The following is a 24,232-nucleotide window of genomic DNA, read 5'->3' as shown; positions in this document are numbered from 1 at the left end:
ATTACCTGTTGTGTCCCCAAAGCGGTGAATAACCCGCTGAATCCGCCCCCTTGAGCAGCGCCAGCGAACGCCGGCAAAGCATCCCCAGGTCGCGGGCGGCGCGCGACGACTCGGCATGTTCAAACACGGAAATTTGACGGGCGCCGGCTTCCGGCACCGCCTCGTCGCGGTGCAGGGTGGCGAGCAGACTGTCGCGGTACCGGGTCTGCATAAATTCGGTAATCTCGCGGTTGAGCCGGCGGCGAATATCAACCTGATTCAGCACCAGCCGGTGCTCGGAACCCGGCGCCACGCCGGGCGGATAAAAACCGTCCTCCAGACCCGGCAGCAGGGACACCGAAGCGGAATCCGCCAGCAACAGGGTCAGCCGCAGGTTGGCCAGCGGCGACACCGCGTCCAGCGCCGGCGACGGCCCCGGCGGCAGATCCACCACCAGCACGGTGTCCGGCTGCTCCGCCAGGCCGCGCAGGCCCGCGCTCAGAAACCCCGGCGTCTGCAGCGCCTGGTCCAGCTCGCGGCGCTGGGCGCCGTCGGCGGCGCCGTAGGGCAACACCCCGACGCCGCCTCCGCCGTTGAGCACCCGCGCCATCCAGTCGCCCGCCGGCGGGCCGCCCCGCGCCAGCCCGCCGGCTTCGCCCAGGGGAATGCCGAAATGCAGGCGCAAACTGTTCTGCGGATCCAGATCCAGAGCGAGGGTGCGGTAGCCCGCGGCGGCAATACCGTAGGCGAGATGCGCCGCGCACGTGGTCTTACCCACGCCCCCTTTTGGGGATGCGACCGCGATCAGCACCGCGTGGGCCACCTCTCATTGTTTTCGCCGGGGCCCACCGCGATGCGGCGCAACAATTGTTTAAGCGGTTGCTCGTCGCCCGCTTCCGGGTGGTCCTGCTCCACCTCGCGGCGGTGACGCGCCTGCAGCAAGGAGGCGAAACGCTCCAGCGCGGCGTCCTGGGCCTCTTCGTCGCCGGGGGCCGGCGTCTCAGTGGTTTCGGTCACCTCCGGCGCCGGCCGCCTTACCTGGATCGGCGGCCCCGGGTCGGGTTCGGAGGACGGTGTGGAAGGGGAAGCGGACACGCCGGCGGCGACCTGGTCGATCAGGCTCCAACCGGTCTCGCGGTGCTCATGGGCCGGCGTACCGGTATCACGAAAAGGGAAATCGGCCTGCCCGGCCTTGCGTTGAAAGCGTTCAATTTCATGATAAGAATTCATGACGTCCCCAGGTACAGATCACAAATTGGAACTGACACTGCGCCCGGGCATAAGCATTACATTGCCTAGCGCATACAAATTTATTTTTATGCCAACCCCATCACAGATTCGGAAATGGTACACATCGATACAAAAGCTGTACACGCTGAGAACCAGGGTTTTAATCGTATTTTGGATTAAAGAGCGTAAAACAATAAAATCGGCCTAGTTAAAACTAAGCATTAATAATTACAAAAATTGCGGCAAGTATTATTACTCTTCACACACAAGCTGACTTTTCGTACCAAGGTACTTGAAATGCATATTGTGATGCGTATCACAAAATGGCAGGATTTGAGTGTGCCCCGGGGTTATCTCACCCCCTTCCCGTAGGCCCCGGGGCATCGTTTCACAGTCGTTTTGTGTGACTTCAGGCGCCCACGGGCGCCTTTTTTATGGGCGGGAAGAAGGCAGTAAGCAGGCAGGGGTATACAGAAAGTATCAGGCTGTGAATTGAGACCCGGGTCTCACAGTGGCAGGCTCTTGCGCTTCGCGGAATGGATATCAAACAACACGGATGTGGCCGGACCGCGAAGTATCGAGTGATGTTTTTAAGAGTCTCCGTCACTTCGAGCCCGGGGCGCCTTTATGGCGCCCTTTTTAATGGACGCCCTTTCCGGACGCCACTTGAGGGTCGATCACCGTGTCGACGGGCTCCACGCCGCCGCGTGCCGCCGGCGCCTCGCCGTCTTCCTGGCGCGGCTGGTAACCGTTGACGTAGCTGCGCAGCAGCGCTTTCAGAGGTTCGGACTGGCCCCGGTCCAGGGCGGCGCGGAAGGCTTCCATGGCCGTCACCACATCGCTGTCGGACAGCGTCTCTTCGTGGGCCTGCATGATCATTTCGTGCTCGGTACGCACGCTGGCATCGCCGATCAGCAACTCTTCGAACAGCTTCTCACCCGGCCGCAGGCCGCTGAACACGATCTCGATGTCGCCCTCCGGGTTGGACTCGTCGCGCACCGACAGCCCCATCAGGCGGATCATGGTCTGCGCCAGATCGAGAATCCGCACCGGCTCGCCCATGTCCAGCACGAACACTTCGCCGCCCTTGGCCATGGCGCCGGCCTGGATCACCAGCTGCGACGCCTCCGGAATGGTCATGAAATAACGCACCACCTCCGGATGGGTCACGGTGACCGGCCCGCCCTGGCGGATCTGATCGCGGAACAGCGGCACCACCGAGCCCGAGGAGCCCAGCACGTTACCGAAGCGGACAATGGAAAAGACCGTCTCGCTGCCGCGCGCCGCCATGGTCTGCAGCACCATCTCGGCGAACCGCTTGGTGGCGCCCATCACGTTGGTGGGGCGCACCGCTTTGTCGGTGGAGACCAGAATGAAGTGCTTCACACCGGCGGCTTCGGCGCCTTCCGCCGCCGCCAGGGTACCGATGATGTTGTTGCGCACGCCCGCCGCCGGGTTGGCCTCGACGATCGGCACATGCTTGTAGGCGGCCGCGTGATAGAGAGTGTCGATGCGGTTTTCCCGGCACAGGCGCTGCACATGCCCGCGGTTGACCACCGAGCCGAGCATCGGAACCAGGGTGGTGTCGCGGCCGCTCAGCTCGATCAGGCCGCGCAGTTCCCGCTCGATGTCATAGAGCGCCACTTCACTTTGTTCCAGCAGCACCAGCCGCGCCGGCGCCAGCTTGACGATCTGACGGCACAGCTCCGAGCCGATCGAGCCGCCGGCGCCGGTGACCAGCACATGCTTGCCGCTGATACAGCGGCTCAGCAGGTCCAGCCTGGGCGGCACGGTGTCACGGCCCAGCAGGTCCTCGATGGCCACGTCCTGAATCTCGTCCAGGCGGGCGCGGCCACTGGCAATATCGTTGAAGGTGGGCACCGTCTGCACGCGGATATCGAGCTGTTCCAGCCAGTTCACCAGTGCCATGCGGCGGTGCCGGGGCAAGGTGGGCAGCGCCAGCAGCACCGTGGTCACCGCGCCCTGCTTGGCCTTGGCCTGCAGGCCCTGACGGTTGACCACCGGCACGCCGCACAGCAGCGAGCCCTGCTTGCCGGGGTCGTCGTCCACCACCAGCACCGGGTTCAGCTCACGGCCGGATTGCAGCGCCGCCACCAGCTGCGCGCCCGCCTCGCCGGCGCCGAATACCGCCACCCGCTCCCGGTTCAGGTAGCCGGCCATCACCCGGAACAGGAAACGGCGCGCCAGAAAACGGCTGGCGCCCAGATACATGGTGCCGAGCAGCCAGTAGATCACGAAGATGGAGCGCGGTACCTCGGCGGGCACCATGTAGGACATCGCCGCCAGGGTGATCACCGAGGCGGCCATGCCGGTGACGATGGACCAGGCGGCTTCGGAGCCGAGATAGCGGAGAATCGAGCGGTAGAAGCCACACACATACAGCATCGCCACGCTGGTCAGCGCCGCGACGGGAAACAGCCAGCTGTCGTGGACCACCGGTTGCACGGTGCTGAAACGCAGGGCGTAGGCGCCCCACAACAGGAGCGGCAAAATCAGGGCGTCGGCGATCATCATGATCCCGCGCTTTTGCCAGCGGCTGCACTGAAGCACCCGCGAGACGCTACGCTGCATCGCGCTTAGAGCCATTTTGACAGTTCCTTGTCGGTCCCCAGTGTTCGGACCCCGTATTCTGATGTGCCCTGTATCACATTACCACCTTGATATGTAACTTTTTTGAAGCCATCGATAACCCTAGGCTTCGGGCTCCGGGCGCCCCGCGTTGAAACGCACCGCCAGCATAATCAGCGGGGTATAGGCGATCACCACCGCCAGCGGGCCGTCCAGCCACTCAAGGGCCACGAAGGTGGCGAGCGGCAACAGCCACAACACATTGATCGCCAGCACCCGCAACGTCACCGCCCGGTGCGAGCCGTAGTGCCGGGAAGCGTACTGGTAGGCGTGGGTGCGGTGGGCCTCGTGGGCCTTTTCGCCGTTACAGAGCCGGCGGATCAGGGTAAAGGTGGCGTCGATGATGAACACGCCCATCAGAATCTGCCAGCTCCACAGCATCTCCGGCACCAGCCAGGCGGCGTGCAGGGAGAGCCCGCCGATCATAAAGCCGAGGAAGCCGCTGCCGGCGTCGCCCATGAAGATCCGCGCCGGCGGGAAGTTCCATACCAGGAAGCCGGCCACCGAGGCGCACAGCAGCAGCGGCAGCGCCATCAGCCCGGTCTCGCCCAGCAGGGTGTAGATAAACACCGTGCCCAGGCCCACGGTAATCGCCTGCACACCGGCGAGGCCGTCGATGCCGTCCATGAAGTTGTAGAGGTTGAGCATCCACACCAGATAGAAGGCGGTGAAGATGTGGCCCGTCCAGCCGAAGTCGATCCAGAACCCGAACAGGGCCACCGGCGCCAGGCCGTTGAGCCAGTACAGCAACCAGGCGGCGGCACCGAAATGCTTGAGCAGCCGCCAACGAGCCGCCACATGGCCGTGGTCGTCCAGCCAGCCGATCGCCGCCACCAGCGCGCCGGCGCCCCACAGCCCCACCGCCGTCGGGAAGGACACCGCGCCCAGCGCCGCCAGCACCGGCAGCCCGGCCAGGAAGGTCACCACCACCGCCACGCCGCCGCCCCGGGGCGTCGGCACCTCATGGGAGCTGCGCGCGTTGGGCACGTCGAGGATGCTGCGCGACACCGCGTAATGCCGCAGCATCCAGGTGCCGACCAGCGAGCACAGGAAAATCAGCGGCAAAAGCCAGTACAGAAAGGCCATCAATGCGTCTCTTTATTCAAAAAATGTTGGGCGGTGCGTCGCAGCGCCGTGTCCATATCCACCGGCGGCACCCAGTCCAACGTCGTGGTTGTGTCGGTGATATCCACCTGCAGGGAATCGCACAGGCGCCGGGCCACGTCTCGCTTGCCGACCAGCGCGGCCAGCGCGGTGAGCACCAAGGCGGGAACCGGGATCAGCCGCGCCGGCCGGCCCAGAGCCCGGGCCACGGCCCGCAGCAGGCCGCTGGTGGACACGTCCTCGCCGTCGGCGGCCAGGAACACCCGGCCGGCGGCCGCGGGGTGGTCCAGGCAGGTGACCAGCAGATCCACCAGATTATCGATCGCCAGCAGGCTGCGGCGGTTGTTCACCGCGCCCAACGGCAACGGCACACCCCGCTGCATCCAGCGCAGCATACTATGGAAATTGGCCTTCACACCCGGCCCGTAGACCAAAACCGGGCGCACGATCACGACTTCCATGCCGGTCTCGTCGGCCAGCGCCAGCAGGCCGCGCTCCGCCTCCGCCTTGGACACACCATAAGCATCGGCCGGCGCGGCGATATCCTTAGCGGTAAAGGGCCGCCCCGGCCGGGTGGCCTCGCCGTTCACCTTGATCGAGCTGACGAAAATAAAGCGGCGCACCCCGGCGCGCGCCGCCTGGCGGGCCAGCGCCAGGGTGCCTTCGGTATTCACGCGGCGGAACGCGGCCAGCGGGTCGGCGGCCGGGTCGTCCATGATATGGGCGCGGGCGGCGCAGTGGATCAGCGCCTCGGCGCCGTCCAGGGCGTCGCCGCAATCCAGGTCCGGGCCCAGCTCGCCCACCACCCGGCGCGCGGCGTCCGCCGGCAGCGCGCCGCCGTCATCCCGGGTCAACGCCGTGGCCTGGTGGCCGTCGGCGAGCAGGCGCCGCAGCAAGGGCGCGCCCACGAAGCCGGTGGCGCCGGTCAGCACGACCTTCATGGTGTCCGCCCTGCCCACGGCGACCCCGGCGTGGCCAGCAGGTCCTCGGCCATGTCCGCCATGATCGCGTCGCGGCGGAACCGAGCCACGAACTCCGGACGCGGCCGGGTCACCGGCACCAGCGTTTCAAAGGCGCGCACCGCCGCGTCCAGGTCACAGGGCGCGAAGACCGACGCGTTATCAATATGCTCCTCAACGAAGCGCGCCGCGTAACCGCCGACGCCGGCCCACACCGGCTTGCCCAGGGCGGCGTACTCGAACAGTTTCGAGGGCAGCACTTTTTTGAATGCCGGGTAATCGTTGAGGTGCAGAAACAGCACGTCCGCCGATTGGTACAGGCCGATCAGCTCCTCGCGGTTGACCGGATCCAGCAGGGTCACGTTATCGCAGCCGGCGTCGCCCAGGGCCTGCTCCAGCTGGGCACGGCGGCCGCCGTCGCCCACCAGCCGGAAATGCAGCCGCCCCCGGAACCGCCGCGCCAGGCCCGGCAGGATGGCATGCAGCCCCTGCCCCTCGCCCATATTGCCCGCGTACACCACGTCCAGCACGCGCTCGCCGGCGGGCTGTTCCGCGTCCGGCGGCGCAGCGGCGAGGAACTCATCGTCGATGCCGTTGCTGAACAATGACCAGTCGCGCCCCGGGTAGCGGGCCTGGAAATACGGCAGAAAACCCGGCGACACCAGGTTCACCCGCCGCGCGGTGCCCAGCGTCCAGCGCTCCAGCGCGGACAGAAACGGCTTGCTCGCCCAGGCCAGCTTGCCGGGCAGCACGTCCTTCATGGTGTCGACGAAAATATCGCGGATATCGAGATACAGCGGCGCCTTCAAACGGCGCGCCAGCAGCGCCCCCAGCGACCCGGTCATCAACCGCGACGAGGTGGCGTACACCAGGTCGTAGCGCTTGCCCTTGCACAACGCCATGGCGCCACGGGCATAGGCCAGAAACGCCTTGGACTGATCCACCATGCCGCTCTTGTGGGCCGGCAGCGCCACCCGGTGCACGGTCAGGCGCGGGTGCTCCTCGAGCGCCGGCGCGGCGCTGGTGAAGGTGCTGTAGCGGTTGGGCAGCGTGGTGATCAGCTCGATGTGCGCGTGCGCCGGCAGGCGGTCCAACAGGGCACGCACCAGCGCCACCGACCGGAACGAGCCGGCGGACAGATCCGGCGGGTAATAAAAACTCAGAAACAGCAGTCTCAAACGGCGCTCCCGTCTACATGGTCTTGCCAGACTATGGCGGTCTCCAGGGTCACGCCCCCGGAAAAAGCAGCGACGATACACTGATTCGGCACCGATCCGCCAAACGTGGGGTGCCAACTGGCGGGCTCGAGGGTCACCCGGTCGGCGCCCCGGCAATGCACCCGCACCGGGCCGCCCGTCGAGAGCCGCAGCACGAAGCCGTCGTCGTCCGCCTGCGCCTGCACGTCCGGGTGCAGATGAAAACGGGCCACGGCCTGCCCATGGGCGCCGCTCACCCGGTCCTGGATCAGCAGCTCGCCGGGGCGGGCCTGCCATTCCCGGTAATGCACGTTGTCACCGGCCAGCCGCCGGTAACCGTCGTGGCCGGCACTGACATGGACCCGCCCTCCTTCGTTCTCGAACCGGGTCACCGTGGGCCGGGCGCGGCGCGCCACCCGGAAGCCGGACCACACCTCGGAGGAGTCCTGGCCGTCCACTTCCACCGTATTGTGCGCCGCGGTGGCGCGCTGACGCAGGCGCTCCCGGTCGACGCCGTAGCGCGAGGTACCGGAATTCACCAGCAGGCGCCGGCCGAACAGGCTGAGCTCGAACGAAAGCGTGTCCGCGTGGGCATGGCCGGGTTGATAGTCCGGGCCCACCGGCGCCAGATCCAGCAGCGCCCGGTGGCCGGGCCCCAGGTCCAGGGCCGCGTAGCCGCTGTCGGCGAAATAGTGCGTGCCGGTGCCGTCCACGGCGCGCTCCACCACCGAAGCATCGGCCAACCGCCGGTGATAGGCACGCAGATCCTCCAGCGACGGCGCGATACCGAAGGCGGCGTCGTTGAAGAAGGCGATGTCGCCGTCAGGGTGCCGCAAGGTCGACGACCAGTGCAGCCCGCGCTCCAGCGCCGCCAGCCAGTCCCGCCGCCGCGACGACAGCGCCGGCAAGCCGGCGCGCTCGGCCAGGTGGATCAGGTCGCACAGATCCCAAAGCAGAGCGTCGTGATACATCGGCGACCGTTCGAAGTGGCCGCCGTCGGCGAGAAACTGCTCGGGAATCTCCCGGTCGAGAATCGCCAGCCCGCGACGCAGCCAGCGGTCGCCCTCCTCGCCGGCCAAGTAGGCACCCACGAACACCAGCGCCTTGCCGTTGGCGAACAGATGGTTGCCGAGAATCGGCCATTCGACCTGCCGCTCCAGCGCCCGCGCCTGGGTGGCGAGACTGTCCAGCCGGTGCGTCGGCACCTGGCCGCCGCGGGCGAACCACTTCACCAGGTTCACCAGCCGCAACGACAGCGGGTACGGCTCCCAGCCGTTGCCCTGGCAAGGCGGGTTCTCCTCAATCCAGCGGTCCACCAAGGCGGCGTTGAGCGCCTCGCGCCGGTCCGCGCCCACGGCGTTCAGGTCGTTCAGATAATGCAGGTTGTACAACCACAGCTTGCTGAAGCGCGGCGCGTTCCAGTCCGCCGCCGTGGCCACGTCGCCGGATTCACCGAGAAAATCGAAACGGCGGCCGTCGCCGGTGGCCAGCTCACCCCAATGGCAAGGGTCCAGGGTCAGCCCGCCACGGGGCCGGGCACCGCCGGCCACCGGCACGCGCAACGGCCGCACCCGGTAATAGAGACGAAACCACACCTGCCGCCACCGCAGGTAGCGCACGGTGTGGAACAGCCGCCACAGCCGGCTCAAAACCGCCACTCCAAACCGGCCGCCATGGCCAGCAACGCCAACAGATTAATCGTCATTTGTCTGACCTTCTCCGCGTTGCTGAGAATGGCCCCCATGGCATTCAACGTGACCAGGTTTCTCGAGATCACATAGACCAACTGGAACCCGGCCACGCTGTACGCATAGTGCTCAAGGGTCCGCACGCCGGTTTCCTCCATGACGATCAAGGTGACCACCGCCAAAACCGCGATCAGCAGGCCGGTCAGCGCCGGCGGCTTCACACGTTTGCTGGTCACCGACAGGTTGCCGAACACGAACGACAACGAGGCGTACAGCGTGGTCATCAACAGCATCGACATCAAAAACAGGTTTTTCTCGCTGAAATCGATGCCCAGCCAAAGATGCAACGCCTGGTCGCCCACCGCCAGAAATACCCAGAACCCCACCACCGAGATCACAGCCAGGCCGGCGGCGCTTTTGCCGAGCATGCGGTGGAAGGCGTCGGTGTCGCCGTCGTAATCCAGCGACGAACGGGTCACCAGGGAGGCGTTCAGAGACACCATGAAACCACGGCTGAAGTTGTGCAACTGCAGGAAAACGCCGTACAACGACAGCGAGCGGCTGCCCAGCGCGCCGTGCAGCAGAATCTGCGGCGCCGTGATGATCAGGCTCTGGCTCAGGCTGTTGACGCTGATCCAGGCGTTGAAGGCGAACGCCTTACGGAACGCCTCGGGGTGAAACCAGCGGCCGGCGCGTCTGCGCTTGTCGGCCTCCACCACCCGGGTGAACTGCACACTCACCAGCAGATAAATCATCATCTGCTCCAGCGCGAGCACCGCGCAAAACGTGAAGGTGCCGAGCAGATCGCCGGCGTAGAGCAGGTAAATCACCAGCACCTTGACCAGGGCGGTGGTGATCATCACTTTGAAATGCAGGTCGAGCCGGTCACCGGCGTACAACGCCGCGTACTTGGGAATGGCGATCAGCGTGAAAATCAAACCGCCCAGGGACACCAGCAACTCATCGCGAATCGGCGTGGTGGAATAGAGGAAAAACAGCCCGCCCAGCGCGAACGCCACCAGCCCCAGGCCGAGAAAGGCGGTCAGCGCGGTCACATACAACGCACTGAACGACGCCGCGTCGTCCTGGTATTCAATCAGCAACCGGGAAAGCCCCGCCGTGGACGCGGCCTGCACCATCAGCAGCAAGGTAATCACGCTCAAGGCGGTGGCGACGATCCACCAGGCGTCCAGCCCGATCGCCTTCATCGCCATGCCGATGGTGAAGAACGAGACGATAATCTGAATCAGGCGGCTGAGCAGCCCGAAAGACAGATTTCTCCACATCATGGGACGACGCGGTTCCAAAGCCCGCAGGCGTCCACCACCCTTTTACCGTCCAGCGCCGCCGGCGCCACCCGCCGGAACGAGCGGTGCGCCACCAGGGCCACCACCACGTCCGCGTCCGCCAGGGCCTGGTCGGCGGAGACCAGGCCCACGCCGTGCTCCGCCAGGCCCGCCGGCAGCGCTTTGATGTTCGGCTCCACCGCCAGCAACGGCCCGGGATGTTCCGCCGCCACCCGGGTGGCGATGTCCAGCGCCGGGCTTTCGCGCAGGTCGTCGATGTCCGGCTTGAACGCCAGACCGAAGCAGGCAATGGTCACGTCGCCGGCGCGCTTGTCCGGGTTCGCCTGCAGAAACTCGCCCACCGCGGTTTTGATTTTTTCCACCACCCAGTCCGGCTTGCCGCTGTTCACTTCCCGGGCGGCGCGGATCAGCCGCGCCAGCTCCGGCGTCTCGCTGACGATGAACCAGGGGTCCACGGCGATGCAGTGGCCGCCCACGCCCGGGCCCGGCTGCAGAATGTTGACGCGCGGATGGCGGTTGGCCAGCGCGATCAATTCCCAGACGTTGATGTCCAGCCGCTCGGCGATAATCGACAGCTCGTTGGCGAAGGCGATGTTGACGTCACGGAAGGCGTTCTCGGTGAGCTTGGCCATCTCGGCGGTGCGCGCCGTGGTGGTCAGGCAGTCGCCGCGCACGAAGGTGCGGTACAGCTCGGCGGCGGCCTCGGCGCAGGCCGGCGTCATGCCGCCGATGATGCGGTCGTTCTCGATCAGCTCGTGCATGATGCGCCCGGGCAGCACCCGCTCGGGGCAGTGCGCCACGCGGATGTCGGCGCCCTCCCCCGCGTCCTGGGGAAAGCTCAGGTCGGGACGCGCTTCCGCCAGCCAGGCGGCCATCGCTTCGGTGGCGCCCACCGGCGAGGTGGATTCGAGAATCACCAGGTTGCCCTTGCGCAGCACCGGCGCCACCGAACGGGCCGCCGCGCGGATAAAGCTCAGGTCCGGTTCCGGCACCGCGTCCGGGTCCGCCTGGCGCTTGAACGGCGTCGGCACCGCGATCAGAAACGCGTCCGCCGGCTCCGGCTCGGTGGTGGCGTGCAGGTAGCCCTCTTTCACCGCCGCGTGCACGGCGATATCCAGCTCCGGCTCGACAATATGGATCTCGCCCCGGTTGATGGTGTCCACCGCGTTCTGGTTCACGTCCACGCCGATCACCTTCTTGCGGCGGCCGGCGAAGACCGCGGCGGTGGGCAGGCCGATGTAGCCCAGGCCGACGACACAAACGGTGTTGAAATCCATAAGAGGGTTAATCCTTGGCAGTGGGGTTTTGGCGGATCAAAGCGCTGAGCTTGCGAACCTTATCCAAGAAAAACGGCGCCTTCCATAGGGCAAGGCCATGACGTTCCGCCGGCGACAGAAAAGGGGCGACGTCGTCCGCCGCCTGTCGCCAGTTGATGGCGTTCACGGCTTCCGTCAGTGCCGCGTCCAACCAGGCCGCATCGACCACCGGATCCGTCCCCTGCCATGGACCGGTCTGTCGCAGCGCGGCCTGCAGGTGACTCAAATTCGGCGCCACACCTTGCTTGATATACCAATTGAAGTCGAACCAGTCCCGCCCCTTCAGGTAATCCCGGCAAAGCAGGGCGTGGATTTTCAACGCGAAGTTACTGGCCAGGTCCTGGCTGCGCACCTCGAAATCGAGAGGGAAATCCAGGTAATGGGATTCAAAACCACTGCCTGCCGGGGGCCGGGTATCGATTTCCAGTTTAACCCGTAGCTTTCTTCCGGAATCGGTTTGCATGAAAGAGAGGTCCAGCTGCCGACCGATGGAGTCGTCCTTGAGCATCGCCTGCCGAACGGCGCGGTCCATCTTTCCCCGGTCGGAAAGCTCCGCTCGGACACCAAACTCAAGCAAAACCTCTTGAAGCTCATCACAATACGGCTGCCACTGGAAATCCTTGTCGGGCTCGATAAGAATAAAATCCAGATCCTCCGAAAAGCGTGGCAAACCATGCAGTATTCGCAGACTGCTGCCACCCTGGAACGCCGCCACTTCATAGAAATTCGCCCGCCATAAGCCATACAGCGCGACTTCCTGAAGAATTTCCTTGAGGGCGTGCTCCTCCTGAAGAGCATCCGTGCACGCGTAGCGCTCCAGGCGCTGACGCAACAGATCAATCATCGGCCAAATCCTTTTGTAGAGCGTCGATCAAACGCTGCATGCGGCGATGTTTATACACCGCCCGCAATGCGTCCATTTCTGAAACGTCCACCGACTTCCAGGCCTGCTCATCAATGCGCAGGCCCTGAAGAAGGGCGGTTTCTCCCGGCCATTCTTCCTTACGCAAGCAGAGCAAATCCAGCAACGCGCGCAACGGCCTGGCCACTAGTGCCGGATGGCCGGACAAGACAGAGCGTTCAACACCGCGCAAAAAACCGCCAGGATTCAATGCCAACGGATAGAAACGGAACTCTCCAACCCCGGTGACAGTAACCAAATCCCGGCGCCGCCCCGGCGTGACCGCCTGAACCAAAGGCGTTGATTCAGGAATCCAGCCGTGATGCGACAGCGCGGCCTCGAACGACACATAGGCCCCCGGATGAAGAGACTGAACAATCACGAAAGGGTGCGGCCGGTAGCCCGACACCATCGGGGACAACAAATAGCGCCCACGGCGCAGCCGCCACAGCTCCTGGGCGTGCAATGCGCGGTTCACCAGGTTATAGCGCCGTTGATCGGTACCCCGAAGCAAGCGTGCCAGCTGCTTCTCGGTCAGCACCTGCTCCGTCAGTCCTTGATCGATCAGAGTCCGGGTCAATGTCTCCATAAAATGTAGGATACTTTCATTTTTTGAAAGTATCCAACACTAATTGCCGGCCAGGTAGTCGGCGATACGCTGGGAGGCCCGGCCGTCGCCGTAGGGGTTGTGGGCGCGGCTCATGGCGTCCCAGGCGGCCTGGTCGGTGAGCAGGCGGTGCGCTTCGTCGTGGATGGCGTCGGCGCCGGTGCCCACCAGCTTCACCGTGCCAGCGTCCACCGCGTCCGGGCGCTCGGTGGTGTCGCGCATCACCAGCACCGGCTTGCCCAGCGAAGGCGCCTCTTCCTGGATGCCGCCGGAGTCGGTGAGGATCAGCGTGGCGTTGCTCATCAGCCAGACGAACGGCAGGTAGTCCTGGGGCTCGATCAGGTGCACGTTGGGCCGGCCGCTGAGCAGCCGGTTCACCGGCTCCTGCACGTTCGGGTTGAGGTGCACCGGGTAGACGAAATCGGTGCCCGGGTGCGCCTCGGCAAGCCGCGACACCGCCTGGCAGATGCGCTCGAAACCGCCGCCGAAGCTTTCCCGGCGGTGGCCGGTGATCAGCACCATGGGCCGTTCCAGGCCATAGGGGAAACGCCCGGCCAGCTCATCGCGCAACGCGGCGTCGCCGTCGATGCGCTCCCGCACCCACAGCAATGCGTCGATCACGGTGTTGCCGGTGGTGAGAATGCGGGCCTCGTCCACGCCCTCGGCCAGCAAGGCGTCGCGGGCGCTGGCGGTGGGCGCGAAGTGGGCGGCGGCGAGCACCCCGGTGAGCTTGCGGTTGGCCTCTTCCGGCCAGGGGGAAAGCAGGTTGCCGGTGCGCAGCCCCGCTTCCACGTGGCCCACCGGCACCTTCTCGTAGAAAGCGGCCAGCGAGGCCGCCAGCGTGGTGGTGGTATCGCCGTGCACCAGGATCATGTCCGGCTTCTCGGCGCGGATCACGTCGCGCAGGCCGAGCAGAATGCGGGTGGTGATGTCGTAGAGGTCCTGGCCCGGCGCCATGATATCCAGATCGTGGTCCGGCGTGATCTCGAACAGCGCCAGCACCTGATCCAGCATCTCGCGGTGCTGGGCGGTCACGCACACCCGGCTGTCGAAGCGTGGGTCGGCGTTCAAGGCTTTCACCACCGGCGCCATTTTGATGGCCTCCGGGCGGGTGCCGAAGACACTGAGAATCCGTTTTCCGCTCACCACTGTTCGCTCACAAAAACGCCTTATCGCCAGTCATTTAGGGCCATGCGCCCGAAAGCCGGCCATTTTCTCATTAATCGCGGCGTAATTGTAGGCGCGGCTCCTACGGCTCTCTTAGTGCCTCCACGATCACTTCGGGGTGACGGAAAGCGATTTGAATCAGAGCCTGAGCGGCGCCAGAGGGTCTACGCCGTCCCTGCTCCCATTCTTGCAATGTCCGCGGAGAAATTTTTAGGGCTTGGGCGAACTGAGCTTGAGAAAGCCCGGTGCGCAGCCGAGCCGAAGCCACTTCATTAGTGCTCACTTCTGTGGTCCTGGCCGCGTAACCCGCTTTCATTTCTCGCACTGCATGTAGCAGCTTTTTACCAAGCTCTTCGCCGGTAAGATCGTCTTTTTCTTTAGTCATGCTCTAACTCCTGGCGAATAGCTTTCAGCAAATGGCCTGGAATATTGGCGATCTCATTTTTTGCGTGAACAACCAATAACCAAATCTGACCCTCAGACAGACGCGTGAAATAGATAACCCGAACGCCGCCACGCTTGCCTCTTTGCGCCTTACTCCAACGAACTTTCCGACAACCGCCGCTTCCAGGGATAACGACCCCGGATTCCGGGTGCGCAGCTATCCAGACACAAAACTCAGCGCGCTCCTCTTGAGTCCAAAGCCTGTCCGCATCCTTTGCGAATGTTGGCGTCTCAACTACCGTGTACATTTGGTCAGTATACGTCTTTGACGTATGCAGTCAAATGCCGAAAGGCAAAAGTGTTGACAGGGGTTCGGGGGTTGGGGAACACTGCCAGCCACTACGTACGAACATTCGTTCGTAATGCACAAAACAGAATAACAAGGGAGAGCAACCATGCACGTTTTGATCGTGGGCGCCGGCATCGCCGGCCTGACCGCCGCCATCGCGCTACGCCACAAGGGCATCGACGCGACCATCATCGAACAGGCCTCGCAACTCTCCGAGATCGGCGCCGGCATCCAGATCGCCGCCAACGGCTCGGTGGTGTTGCGTGAGCTGGGCCTGGAGCAGGCGGTGGCGGCGAAGTCGGTGATCCCCGGTTCTTTCGATATGCGTGATATCCGCGACGGCAAGCTGCTGTGGGTGGCCCCGCTGGGCGAAGAAGGCACCCGCCGCTGGGGGGCGCCGCTGTACAACATCCACCGCGCCGACCTGATCGAGATTCTTGCCGACGCCCTGCCCTCCGAGTCGGTGCGTCTCGGGGTGCATTGCACCGGCTTCTCCCAGGACGACAACGGCGTCACCGTGCACGTCGAGGACGGCGACGATCTGCACGGCCATGTGCTGATCGGCGCCGACGGCATCCATTCGGTGATCCGCAAGCAGCTGTTCGGCGAGGACGAGGTTCAGTTCTCCAACATCCTCATGTGGCGGGCGCTGATTCCCGCCGAAAAACTGGAGCACGTGGACCTGCCCGAGCGCGGCAACTACTGGTTCGGCCCCGGCCGCACGCTGATCACCTACTGGATCCGCCCGCAGAATCTCTACAGCATTCTCGCGTCGGTGCCCTCCGGCGAGGTGCACCGCGAGTCCTGGACCGAGAGCGGTGACATCGACGAGCTGCGCGCCTCCTTCGCCGACCTGGAGCCGCGCGCCCAGGCGATGATGGATCAGATCGACACCGCCTTTTTGACCGGCATGTTCTACCGCGACCCCATCGACCGCTGGACCGACCGCCGCGTGACGCTGATGGGCGACGCCGCCCATCCGATGGTGCCGTTCCTGGCCCAGGGCGCCTGCCAGGGCATCGAGGACGCCTGGGTGCTGGCGACCATGCTGGAGCACTACGGCGAAGACAATCTGGAAACCGCGCTCGAGGAGTACGAACAACGCCGCCGCCCGCGCACCACCCGGGTTCAGTCCGGCGCCCGCGCCATGGTCAAGCTGGTGCACGAGTCCGAGCCGGAGCGCATCAAGGCGCGCAACGGCCGCTGGAAAGGCATGCAGCACATCGACCCGATGACCGAGGCCACCTGGGCGTTCGTCTGGGATTACAACGTGCTGGAAGAGGTGAAGCGTCCGGCCGGTGAGGTGCAGGGCCTGTCCGCCACCCGCGAAGACAAGAAGATGGAGCGCCCGGAAAGCCAGCGCGCCTTTGATATGTGGAAGTCCGCGTTCACCGCCGAGGACGTGGCGCGCGGCCACGACGGCATGCGTGAAGGCTACGACCGCTTCCTGACCACCCACTTCCCGGCGCCGGACGACCTTTCCGTGGAAAACGCCGAGCTGGGCGGCGTGGAAGCGCTGCGCGTGCGCGCCGCCGGCGCCACCGCCGCCGACAATCGCACCACCGTGCTGCACTTCCACGGCGGCGGCTACATGCTCGGCTCCGCCAAGGGCTCGGTGGAGTACGCCGGCCGGCTGGCCAAGGCGGTGGGCGGCGACTGCGTCACCGTGGACTACCGGCTGGCCCCGGAAAACCCCTACCCGGCGGCGCTGGACGACGCGGTGGACGCCTACCGCGGGCTGGTCAAAAGCGGCGTGGCCCCGTCGCGGATTCTGCTCAGCGGCGAGTCCTCCGGCGCCGGCCTGGCACTGGCCCTGGCGCTCACCCTGAAGATGGCCGGCGACCAACAGCCCGCCGGCATCATCGCCATCTGCCCGTTCGCCGACCTCACCCTGTCCGGCGCCAGCATCAAGGAATTCGCCGGCCAGGACCCGGCGGCCAACCGCGACACCCTGGCGTTCATGGCGGCCTCCTACTTCCAGGAGCACGAGCCCCGCGACCCGCTGGTGTCACCGCTGTTCGGCGACCTGAAGGGCCTGCCGCCGCTGTTCCTGTCCGCCGTGGAGGGCGAGTCCCTGTACAGCGACAGCAGCCGCCTGCTGGAACGCGCCCGGGAAGCGGACGTGGACGTGACCATGGTGCCGGTGAAGGACTCGGTGCACGTCTACACCCTGTTCCCGTTCCTGCCGGAAACCACCGAAACCCTCAATGAAATCAGCCGCTGGGCGCGCCGCGTCACCGGCTGAAGCAAACGATCAGAACCACAACAACAAAACGAGGACGCATCATGAATAAGCCAATAACAAACAGCCTCTTCGCCATCGCCCTGCTCGCCAGCGCCGTGGCCGGCGCGAACGACAGCGCCAAGCAAGACAACGCCAAGGGCATCTCCGGCGACACCGTGAAAATCGGCGTGCTGGCGGACATGTCCGGCATCTTCTCCGACCTGAGCGGCGAAGGCGCCGTCACCGCCGCGCGCATGGCGGTGGACGACTTCGTCGCCGAGCAGAAACCCGGCTTCAAGGTGGAAGTGGTCACCGCCGACCACCAGAACAAAACCGACGTGGCCGCCAGCCGCGCCCGCGAGTGGTACGACACCGAAGGCGTGGACATGATCACCGACGTGATCAACTCGGCGGTGGCCCTGGCGGTGTCCGAAGTGACCCGCGACAAGGACCGCGTGCTGATGGTCACCGGCGCCGGTTCCACCACCATCAACAACGAGCAGTGCTCGCCCAACACCATCCTCTATGCCTGGGACACCTACTCCCTGGCCAACAGCCTGGGCCGCACCATCACCGAGCAAGGCGACGAGTCCTGGTACTTCGTGACGGTGGACTACGCGCTCGGCAAATCCATCGAATACGACGCCACCAAGGCGGTGGAAAACGCCGGCGGTGAAGTGCTCGGCTCCCTGCACCACCCCATGGGCGCCTCCGACTTCGCCTCCTTCATGCTGCAGGCGCAGAGCTCCGGCGCCGATGTGATCGGCATCGCCAACGCCGGCGGCGACCTGCACAACGCGGTGCGCGTGGCCAATGAGTTCGGCATCAACCAGTCGCAGAAAATCGTCGGCCTGGCGGCCAGCATGACCGACGTGCACGCACTGGGCCTGGAAGTCACCCAGGGCATGCTGCTGGTGGAAGGGTTCTACTGGGATCAGGACGACGAAGCGCGCCAGTGGAGCAAGCGCTTCAAGGATAAGACCGGCAAGATGCCCAACATGCTCAACGCCGCCACCTACTCGGCGGTCACCAACTACCTGAGCGCCGCCAAAGAGCTGGGCACCGACGACGCCGACGCGGTGCTGGCCCACCTGCACGAGCAGGAGATCAACGACCTGTTCGCCAAGAACGGCCGCATCCGCCCGGACGGCCAGATGGTCCACGACGTCTATCTCTACGAAGTGAAAAGCCCGAAAGAGTCCGACGGCGAGTGGGATTACTACAAGCTGCGCGAAACCGTGCCGGCGGAAAAAGCCTACCAGCCGCTCTCCGAATCACGCTGCCCTTTGGTTAACAGCTAAAAGAACAGCTAAGGGAGGGGACAGACATGACGGACGAGGTACTGGGCACCCGGCGGCTGAGCAAACGCTTCAAGGGCTTCACCGCCGTCGACAACGTGGATCTGTCCGTGCAAAAGGGGCACATCCACGCCCTGATCGGCCCCAACGGGGCCGGCAAGACCACGCTGTTCAACCTGCTCACCCGCTTCACCGAGCCCAGCGCCGGCGAGATCCACTTCAACGGGCGCTCGGTGTCCGCGCTGCCGCCCCGCGAGGTGGCGCGGCGCGGCATGGTGCGCTCGTTTCAGATCTCCGCGGTGTTCGCCAGCCTGAGCGTGCTCGACAACGTGCGGCTGGCGCTGCAGCGCGAGCTGGGCATGTCGTTTCACTTCTGGAAAAGCGACCGGGTGCTCAACCGGCTCAACGACCGCGCCATGGCGCTGCTGGATTCGGTGGGGCTCACCGGCGTCGCCTCGCACGCCGCCGGCAGCCTGCCCTACGGCCACAAGCGGGCCCTGGAGCTGGCCACCACCCTGGCCATGGACCCGGTGCTGATGCTGCTGGACGAACCCACCCAGGGCATGGGCTTTGAGGACGTGGACCGGGTCACCGCGCTGATCCAGCAGGTGGCCGTCGGCCGCACCGTGCTGATGGTGGAGCACAACATGAAGGTGGTGGCGTCCATCGCCGACACCCTGTCGGTGTTGCAGCGCGGCCGGCTGATCGCCAGCGGCAGCTACCAGGAGGTGTCCACCAACCCCCGGGTGATGGAGGCCTACATGGGCACCGCCCCCGGGCACGGCAAGGAGAGCGTGGCATGAACACGGCAACGCAAACAGCGGCCCTGGCGGTGCGCGACCTGCACGCCTGGTACGGCGAATCCCACGTGCTGCAGGGCGTGAACTTCCACGTTCAGCACGGCGAAGTGGTCACCCTGCTGGGCCGCAACGGCGCCGGGCGCACCACCACGCTACGCGCCCTGCTCGGTCTCACCGGCCGGCGCAGCGGTTCAATACGGGTGTTTGACGAGGAAGTGATCGGCCTGAGCACGCACCGCATCGCCCGGCTGGGCGTCGGCTACTGCCCGGAAGAAAGGGGGATCTTCGCCAGCCTCAGCTGCGAGGAGAACCTGCTGCTGCCGCCGCTGTTCAAGGGCACCGAGGCGGGGCTCTCGCTGAATGAGGTCTACCGGCTGTTCCCCAACCTGGAAGAGCGCAAGCACAGCCCGGGCATGGCGCTGTCCGGCGGCGAACAGCAGATGCTCGCCCTGGCGCGCATTCTGCGCACCGGCGCGCGGCTGCTGTTGCTGGATGAAATCTCCGAAGGGCTGGCGCCGGTGATCGTCGACACCCTCGGCCAGGCGATCCAGGAGCTGCGCCGGCGCGGCTACACCATTCTGCTGGTGGAGCAGAATTTCCATTTTTCGGCGGCGCTGTCGGACCGGCTGCTGTTCATGGAAAGCGGCCGCATCATCGACACCCTGACCCCGGACCAACTGGACGACAACGCCGACGAAGTGGCGCGCATGCTCAGCGTCTGAAAACAATAAAGGGAAGGCTATGGATATATTCGGTGTGCCGGTGCAGGCACTCATGGCGCAACTGATGATCGGCCTGGTGAACGGCTGCTTCTACGCGGTCCTGAGCCTGGGGCTGGCGGTCATCTTCGGCATGCTGCACGTGATCAACTTCACCCACGGCGCCATGTTCATGCTGGGCGCCCTGCTCAGCTGGGCCGGCCTCTATTACTTCGAGCTCAACTACTGGGTGATGCTGTTCCTGGCACCGCTGGTGGTGGGCGTGTTCGGCATCGTGCTGGAGCGTTTGTTTCTGAAACGCATCTACAAGCTCGACTATCTCTATGGCCTGCTGCTGACCCTGGGCCTGACCCTGATCATCGAAGGCGCGGTGCGCTCGGTTTACGGCGTGTCCGGCAAGCCCTACGGCCCGGCGCCGATCTCCGGCGTCACCGACCTGGGCTTTCTGATGATCCCCAACTACCGGCTGTGGGTGATCGTCGCCTCGCTGCTGGTGTGCGCCGCCACTTGGTACACCATCGAGCGCACCCGCCTGGGCGCCTACCTGCGCGCCGCCACCGAGAACCCCAAGCTGGTGGAAGCCTTCGGCATCAACGTGCCGGTGCTGGTCAGCCTGACCTTCGGCTTCGGCGTCGCCCTGGCGGCGTTCGCCGGGGTGCTGGCCGCGCCGATCATGCAGGTGTCCGCGCTCACCGGCCAGACCATGATCGTGATCGTGTTCGCGGTGGTGGTGATCGGCGGCATGGGCTCCATCGCCGGCACCGTGGTCACCGGCATCGGCCTGGGCCTAGTGGAAGCGCTCACCAAGGTGTACTACCCGGAAGCCTCTTCCATGGTGATGTTCCTGGTCATGGTGCTGGTGTTGCTGGTGCGGCCCAACGGCCTGTTTGGAGGTATGGAATGACTCGCCTGATGTGCTACGGCTTCCTGCTGCTGGCCCTGGTGGCCGCCCCCTGGATGGGGCTCTACCCGGTGCTCGGCACCAAGATTCTTTGCTACGCGCTGTTCGCCTGCGCGTTTCATCTGCTGCTCGGCTACACCGGCCTGGCGTCCCTGGGCCACGCCGCCTTTCTCGGCGTCGGCGGCTATGTGGCCGGCTACGGCATCAAGGCCTGGGCGCTGTCGCCGGAACTGGCGCTGCTCGCCGGCCTGTCGGTGGGCGCGCTGATGGGGCTGGTGATGGGCTATGTGTCGATCCGCCGCTCCGGCATCTACTTCACCATGATCACCCTGGCGCTGGCGCAGCTGGTCTATTTCCTGTGCGTGCAGATTCCGCAGACCGGCGGCGAGGACGGCCTGCAGGGCATCGACCGGGGCCTGCTGTTCGGCTTCATCGATCTGCACAACGACCGCGTCATGTACTACACCACCCTGACCATCGGCGTGGCGGCGTTCCTGTTCATCGCCCGGGTGGTGCGCTCGCCGTTCGGCCAGGCGCTCACCGCGATCAAGGACAACGAACCGCGCGCGGTATCGCTGGGTTACCATCCGGACCGCTACAAGCTGCTGGTGTTCACCCTGTCCGCCGCGCTCACCGGCCTGGCCGGCGCGCTCAAGGCCATCGGCCTGGGCTTCGTGACGCTCTCCGACGTGCACTGGATGACCTCCGGCCACGCCCTGCTGATGACCCTGGTGGGCGGCCTGGGCACCCTGTCCGGCCCGGTGGTCGGCGCCGTGGTGCTGGTCACCCTGGAGAACAAGATCGGCGAGCTGGGCGCGCTGCTCGCCGGCGTCACCGGCATCGGCTGGTTCGCCACCCTGGGCGAGTCGGTGATGATGATCATGGGCATCGTGTTCGTGATCTGCGTCCTCGCTTTCCGGCGCGGCATCATGGGCGAGCTCGACGCCCTGCGCCGCCGTGTCCGCACCCCCAACCCGGCACCGGAGCCTCAATCATGACCACCCATACCCCCGACGCGTTTCACCATCACTGGCCGCCGCGGCTGTCCAAGAGCCTTCGGCCGCCGCGCACCACCCTGTGGGACAACCTGGTCACCAGCGCGCGGCGCTATCCGGAAAAAACCGCGATCCGCTTCTTCGATCGCGCGCTCAGCTACCGCGAGCTGCTGTGCCAGTGCGAGACCCTGGCGGCCTGGCTCAGCGGCGCCGGCGTGCGCCCCGGCGACCGGGTGCTGGTGATGATGCAGAACTGCCCGCAGCTGGTGATCGCCCACTACGCGATCATGCGCGCCAACGCGGTGGTGGTGCCGATCAACCCGATGAATAAAGCCTCCGAGCTGGGCCACTACATCCGCAACGCCGGCGCCAAGGCGGCGATCTGTTCCGCGGAACTGACCCGCGAGCTCACCGGCGCCAACAACGAGCTGCCCCGCGACGAGCAACTGCAGCGGCTGCTGGTGACCCGCTACGCCGACGCCTTCGACCCGAGCGCCAGCCAGGACCTGCCGGTACCGGACGAATGGCAGGGCTGGCTTAACACCTGCGACCTGCCGGTGGACGGGCGCACCCCGGTCACCCCCTGGCTGGAGGCGCTCGCCACCACCCTGCCGCCGCCGGTGCTGATCGGCGACCCGGACACGCCCTGCCTGCTGCCCTACACCAGCGGCACCACCGGCGCCCCCAAGGGCTGCGTCCACCACCACGGCTCGATCATGCACAACGCCGTGGCCAGCTGGCACTGGATCAACGGCGACCCGGAAAGCGTGATGCTGGCGGTGCTGCCGCTGTTCCACATCACCGGCCTGGTGTGCGTGATGCACGGCACGATCTTCGGCGGCGGCACCCTGGTGATCCTGCCGCGCTGGCAGCGCGACCTGGCCAGCCACCTGATCGAAAAAGAAGGCATCAGCCACTGGCTGTGCATTCCCACCATGGTGGTGGACCTGCTCGCCTCACCGGACCTGGAACGCTACGACCTGTCGCGGCTGGCGTTTATCGGCGGCGGCGGCGCGGCCATGCCGGAAGCCGTGGCCGAACGCCTCAGGGACACCTACGGGCTGAACTTCGTGGAAGGCTACGGCCTCACCGAAACCTCCGGCCCCACCCACATGAACCCCTGCCACCGCCCCAAGCTGCAGTGCCTGGGCATTCCGTTCATGAGCACCGACGTGAAAGTGCTGGACCCGGACACCCGCGAAGAGTGCGCGGACAACCAGCCCGGCGAAATCGCCATCTGCGGCCCGCAGGTGTTCCAGGGCTACTGGAACAACGACGAAGCCACCGCCAAAAGCTTCCTCTACATCGGCGGCCGTAAGTACTTCCTCACCGGGGATCTGGGGCGGCGCGACGGCGAGGGCTACTTCTACATCACCGACCGCATCAAACGGATGATCAACGCCTCCGGCTTCAAGGTGTGGCCCGCGGAAGTGGAAAACCTGCTGTTCCGCCACCCGGGCATTCAGGAAGCCTGCGTGGTCGGCAGCCAGGACGCCTACCGGGGCGAAACCGTGCGCGCGGTGGTGGTGCGCCGCGCGTCTGAGTCGGGCCTGGACGCCGAGACCCTGATAGAATGGTGCCGCGAAAATATGGCCGCGTATAAAGTGCCGAAAATCGTCGACTTCGTGGACGCCCTGCCCAAGAACGGCAGCGGCAAGATCATGTGGCGGGAAGTACAGGACCTATGAGCGAACCGAAAATACGGCGCACCCGCAACGGCGCGCGTCTGCCGGCCGACCAGGCGACACCGCGCTACCTCGGCGAGAACATCGAGAAGGACCTGCGGGAAGTCAGCGAACGGGCCGACGGCGGCACCATGCAAAGCCGCATTCTGGTGGCCGCCATCGCCCTGTTCGCCGAACGCGGCTACGAAAACCTCAACATGCGCACCCTGGCCGGCTGGGTGGGCCTCAAGGCCCCCACCCTCTACAACTACTACGCCTCCAAGGAGCAGCTGCTGATCGAAGCCATCGAGCTGGGCATGACCGACTTCTTCAGCTACATCCTGGAAGGCATCGACGAGGTGCCCCGCGAAGAGCGGCTGTTCGAAATCGTGCGCCGCCACGCCGGCTACAAAATGCGCCACCGGCTGATCGCCCGCGCCAACGACCGCCTGATCGATCCGCAATTCGCGCGCATGTTCCTGCCCGAGGACACCGCCCGGCACTTCAGCGGCCGCATGGCCGGCTACCGCCACACCGTCCAGGACCTGGTGCGCGACTACGTCGCCGACGACGCCCCGGTGAGCCCCAAGGTGGTCACCCTGGCGCTGCTCAGCCAGTGCGACCGCATGGCCTACTGGTACAACCCCAAGGGCCAGATGACGCCCGACCAGGCGCTCGAGCAGGTCAGTATTCTGATTCGTCGGATGCTGGGCACCGCCGCCTGAAGAGGCGGGAGATTGATTTTTACCTCTGATGGTGCCATATTGGCACCACATTTAAATGAAGAGGTGTCGC

21 protein-coding genes are annotated in these 24,232 nt (G+C 65.5%); 8 read left to right on the top strand and 13 right to left on the bottom strand.

Annotation, left to right across the window (positions count from 1 at the left end; genetic code table 11):
- Position 1 precedes the first annotated feature (1 nt).
- From ACMG4O_RS09005 to ACMG4O_RS08945, 13 genes are all read right to left on the bottom strand, one after another.
- Positions 2-790: a cellulose synthase operon protein YhjQ/BcsQ gene (locus ACMG4O_RS09005; RefSeq protein ID WP_255442357.1), complete on the bottom strand. Its 789-nt coding sequence runs from the start codon at positions 788-790 to the stop codon at positions 2-4.
- Entirely contained in the window at positions 784-1,209 is a 426-nt protein-coding gene (locus ACMG4O_RS09000) for a hypothetical protein (protein ID WP_142948439.1), read from the bottom strand. Before ACMG4O_RS09000 ends, ACMG4O_RS09005 begins: the two co-directional genes overlap by 7 nt.
- 639 nt (positions 1,210-1,848) lie before the next feature.
- Positions 1,849-3,816 (bottom strand): polysaccharide biosynthesis protein, encoded by a 1,968-nt coding sequence (locus ACMG4O_RS08995; protein WP_414433647.1) that lies wholly within the window; start codon positions 3,814-3,816, stop codon positions 1,849-1,851.
- Between the two features lie 105 nt (positions 3,817-3,921).
- On the bottom strand, positions 3,922-4,944 hold the full coding sequence (locus tag ACMG4O_RS08990; RefSeq protein WP_370210623.1) for an MraY family glycosyltransferase: 1,023 nt from the start codon (positions 4,942-4,944) through the stop codon (positions 3,922-3,924).
- Complete coding sequence (locus ACMG4O_RS08985; RefSeq protein ID WP_142948437.1) at positions 4,944-5,903, bottom strand: NAD-dependent epimerase/dehydratase family protein; 960 nt, start codon at positions 5,901-5,903, stop codon at positions 4,944-4,946. Before ACMG4O_RS08985 ends, ACMG4O_RS08990 begins: the two co-directional genes overlap by 1 nt.
- The gene (locus tag ACMG4O_RS08980; RefSeq protein WP_414433646.1) at positions 5,900-7,099 is read right to left on the bottom strand and encodes a glycosyltransferase family 4 protein; all 1,200 of its coding nucleotides are present in this window, start codon (positions 7,097-7,099) and stop codon (positions 5,900-5,902) included. Before ACMG4O_RS08980 ends, ACMG4O_RS08985 begins: the two co-directional genes overlap by 4 nt.
- Positions 7,096-8,775 (bottom strand): heparinase II/III domain-containing protein, encoded by a 1,680-nt coding sequence (locus ACMG4O_RS08975; RefSeq protein ID WP_414433645.1) that lies wholly within the window; start codon positions 8,773-8,775, stop codon positions 7,096-7,098. The genes ACMG4O_RS08980 and ACMG4O_RS08975 overlap by 4 nt, the downstream gene beginning before the upstream one ends.
- Entirely contained in the window at positions 8,763-10,094 is a 1,332-nt protein-coding gene (locus ACMG4O_RS08970; protein WP_142948434.1) for a lipopolysaccharide biosynthesis protein, read from the bottom strand. Before ACMG4O_RS08970 ends, ACMG4O_RS08975 begins: the two co-directional genes overlap by 13 nt.
- The gene (wecC, locus tag ACMG4O_RS08965) at positions 10,091-11,389 is read right to left on the bottom strand and encodes a UDP-N-acetyl-D-mannosamine dehydrogenase (RefSeq protein WP_414433644.1); all 1,299 of its coding nucleotides are present in this window, start codon (positions 11,387-11,389) and stop codon (positions 10,091-10,093) included. Before wecC ends, ACMG4O_RS08970 begins: the two co-directional genes overlap by 4 nt.
- Before the next feature lie 7 nt (positions 11,390-11,396).
- A complete protein-coding gene (locus ACMG4O_RS08960; protein ID WP_370209949.1) occupies positions 11,397-12,272 on the bottom strand; it encodes a nucleotidyl transferase AbiEii/AbiGii toxin family protein in 876 nt (291 codons plus the stop codon).
- Complete coding sequence (locus ACMG4O_RS08955) at positions 12,265-12,918, bottom strand: type IV toxin-antitoxin system AbiEi family antitoxin domain-containing protein (RefSeq protein ID WP_370203368.1); 654 nt, start codon at positions 12,916-12,918, stop codon at positions 12,265-12,267. Before ACMG4O_RS08955 ends, ACMG4O_RS08960 begins: the two co-directional genes overlap by 8 nt.
- A 39-nt stretch (positions 12,919-12,957) precedes the next feature.
- Complete coding sequence (gene wecB, locus ACMG4O_RS08950) at positions 12,958-14,082, bottom strand: non-hydrolyzing UDP-N-acetylglucosamine 2-epimerase (protein ID WP_414433643.1); 1,125 nt, start codon at positions 14,080-14,082, stop codon at positions 12,958-12,960.
- Positions 14,083-14,185: 103 nt separating this feature from the next.
- Positions 14,186-14,488, bottom strand: a complete 303-nt coding sequence (locus ACMG4O_RS08945) for a helix-turn-helix domain-containing protein (protein WP_142948431.1) — start codon at positions 14,486-14,488, stop codon at positions 14,186-14,188.
- 454 nt (positions 14,489-14,942) lie between these two features.
- On the opposite strand from ACMG4O_RS08945, the gene ACMG4O_RS08940 reads away from it, so the two are divergent.
- The 8 genes from ACMG4O_RS08940 to ACMG4O_RS08905 are packed head-to-tail and all read left to right on the top strand — an operon-like array spanning position 14,943 to position 24,162.
- Complete coding sequence (locus tag ACMG4O_RS08940; protein WP_414433642.1) at positions 14,943-17,081, top strand: alpha/beta hydrolase fold domain-containing protein; 2,139 nt, start codon at positions 14,943-14,945, stop codon at positions 17,079-17,081.
- Between the two features lie 41 nt (positions 17,082-17,122).
- Positions 17,123-18,361: an ABC transporter substrate-binding protein gene (locus tag ACMG4O_RS08935; protein WP_414433641.1), complete on the top strand. Its 1,239-nt coding sequence runs from the start codon at positions 17,123-17,125 to the stop codon at positions 18,359-18,361.
- A gap of 26 nt (positions 18,362-18,387) precedes the next feature.
- Positions 18,388-19,161 (top strand): ABC transporter ATP-binding protein, encoded by a 774-nt coding sequence (locus tag ACMG4O_RS08930; RefSeq protein WP_414433640.1) that lies wholly within the window; start codon positions 18,388-18,390, stop codon positions 19,159-19,161.
- Positions 19,158-19,880, top strand: a complete 723-nt coding sequence (locus ACMG4O_RS08925; protein ID WP_414433639.1) for an ABC transporter ATP-binding protein — start codon at positions 19,158-19,160, stop codon at positions 19,878-19,880. Before ACMG4O_RS08930 ends, ACMG4O_RS08925 begins: the two co-directional genes overlap by 4 nt.
- A 19-nt stretch (positions 19,881-19,899) precedes the next feature.
- Positions 19,900-20,781: a branched-chain amino acid ABC transporter permease gene (locus ACMG4O_RS08920; RefSeq protein WP_414433638.1), complete on the top strand. Its 882-nt coding sequence runs from the start codon at positions 19,900-19,902 to the stop codon at positions 20,779-20,781.
- A complete protein-coding gene (locus ACMG4O_RS08915) occupies positions 20,778-21,776 on the top strand; it encodes a branched-chain amino acid ABC transporter permease (protein WP_414433637.1) in 999 nt (332 codons plus the stop codon). The genes ACMG4O_RS08920 and ACMG4O_RS08915 overlap by 4 nt, the downstream gene beginning before the upstream one ends.
- Positions 21,773-23,461 carry a long-chain-fatty-acid--CoA ligase gene (locus ACMG4O_RS08910; RefSeq protein ID WP_414433636.1) on the top strand — a complete coding sequence of 563 codons (1,689 nt, stop codon included), beginning with the start codon at positions 21,773-21,775 and terminating at the stop codon, positions 23,459-23,461. The genes ACMG4O_RS08915 and ACMG4O_RS08910 overlap by 4 nt, the downstream gene beginning before the upstream one ends.
- Positions 23,458-24,162, top strand: a complete 705-nt coding sequence (locus ACMG4O_RS08905) for a TetR/AcrR family transcriptional regulator (protein ID WP_142948423.1) — start codon at positions 23,458-23,460, stop codon at positions 24,160-24,162. The genes ACMG4O_RS08910 and ACMG4O_RS08905 overlap by 4 nt, the downstream gene beginning before the upstream one ends.
- Positions 24,163-24,232 lie beyond the last annotated feature (70 nt).

This window comes from Alloalcanivorax venustensis, from assembly GCF_047495515.1.
Taxonomy (GTDB): Bacteria; Pseudomonadota; Gammaproteobacteria; order Pseudomonadales; family Alcanivoracaceae; genus Alloalcanivorax; species Alloalcanivorax venustensis.
The sequence above is the reverse complement of the archived record's forward strand: the minus strand, read 5'-3'. Positions and strand labels throughout refer to the sequence as shown.

Coding starts and splice junctions, on each gene's coding strand:
- ACMG4O_RS09000 (WP_142948439.1), bottom strand. CDS start 1,209: ATGAATTCTTATCATGAAATTGAACGCTTTCAACGCAAGGCCGGGCAG.
- ACMG4O_RS08995 (WP_414433647.1), bottom strand. CDS start 3,816: ATGGCTCTAAGCGCGATGCAGCGTAGCGTCTCGCGGGTGCTTCAGTGC.
- ACMG4O_RS08990 (WP_370210623.1), bottom strand. CDS start 4,944: ATGGCCTTTCTGTACTGGCTTTTGCCGCTGATTTTCCTGTGCTCGCTG.
- ACMG4O_RS08985 (WP_142948437.1), bottom strand. CDS start 5,903: ATGAAGGTCGTGCTGACCGGCGCCACCGGCTTCGTGGGCGCGCCCTTG.
- ACMG4O_RS08970 (WP_142948434.1), bottom strand. CDS start 10,094: ATGATGTGGAGAAATCTGTCTTTCGGGCTGCTCAGCCGCCTGATTCAG.
- wecC (WP_414433644.1), bottom strand. CDS start 11,389: ATGGATTTCAACACCGTTTGTGTCGTCGGCCTGGGCTACATCGGCCTG.
- ACMG4O_RS08960 (WP_370209949.1), bottom strand. CDS start 12,272: ATGATTGATCTGTTGCGTCAGCGCCTGGAGCGCTACGCGTGCACGGAT.
- ACMG4O_RS08955 (WP_370203368.1), bottom strand. CDS start 12,918: ATGGAGACATTGACCCGGACTCTGATCGATCAAGGACTGACGGAGCAG.
- ACMG4O_RS08945 (WP_142948431.1), bottom strand. CDS start 14,488: ATGACTAAAGAAAAAGACGATCTTACCGGCGAAGAGCTTGGTAAAAAG.
- ACMG4O_RS08940 (WP_414433642.1), top strand. CDS start 14,943: ATGCACGTTTTGATCGTGGGCGCCGGCATCGCCGGCCTGACCGCCGCC.
- ACMG4O_RS08935 (WP_414433641.1), top strand. CDS start 17,123: ATGAATAAGCCAATAACAAACAGCCTCTTCGCCATCGCCCTGCTCGCC.
- ACMG4O_RS08930 (WP_414433640.1), top strand. CDS start 18,388: ATGACGGACGAGGTACTGGGCACCCGGCGGCTGAGCAAACGCTTCAAG.
- ACMG4O_RS08925 (WP_414433639.1), top strand. CDS start 19,158: ATGAACACGGCAACGCAAACAGCGGCCCTGGCGGTGCGCGACCTGCAC.
- ACMG4O_RS08920 (WP_414433638.1), top strand. CDS start 19,900: ATGGATATATTCGGTGTGCCGGTGCAGGCACTCATGGCGCAACTGATG.
- ACMG4O_RS08915 (WP_414433637.1), top strand. CDS start 20,778: ATGACTCGCCTGATGTGCTACGGCTTCCTGCTGCTGGCCCTGGTGGCC.
- ACMG4O_RS08910 (WP_414433636.1), top strand. CDS start 21,773: ATGACCACCCATACCCCCGACGCGTTTCACCATCACTGGCCGCCGCGG.
- ACMG4O_RS08905 (WP_142948423.1), top strand. CDS start 23,458: ATGAGCGAACCGAAAATACGGCGCACCCGCAACGGCGCGCGTCTGCCG.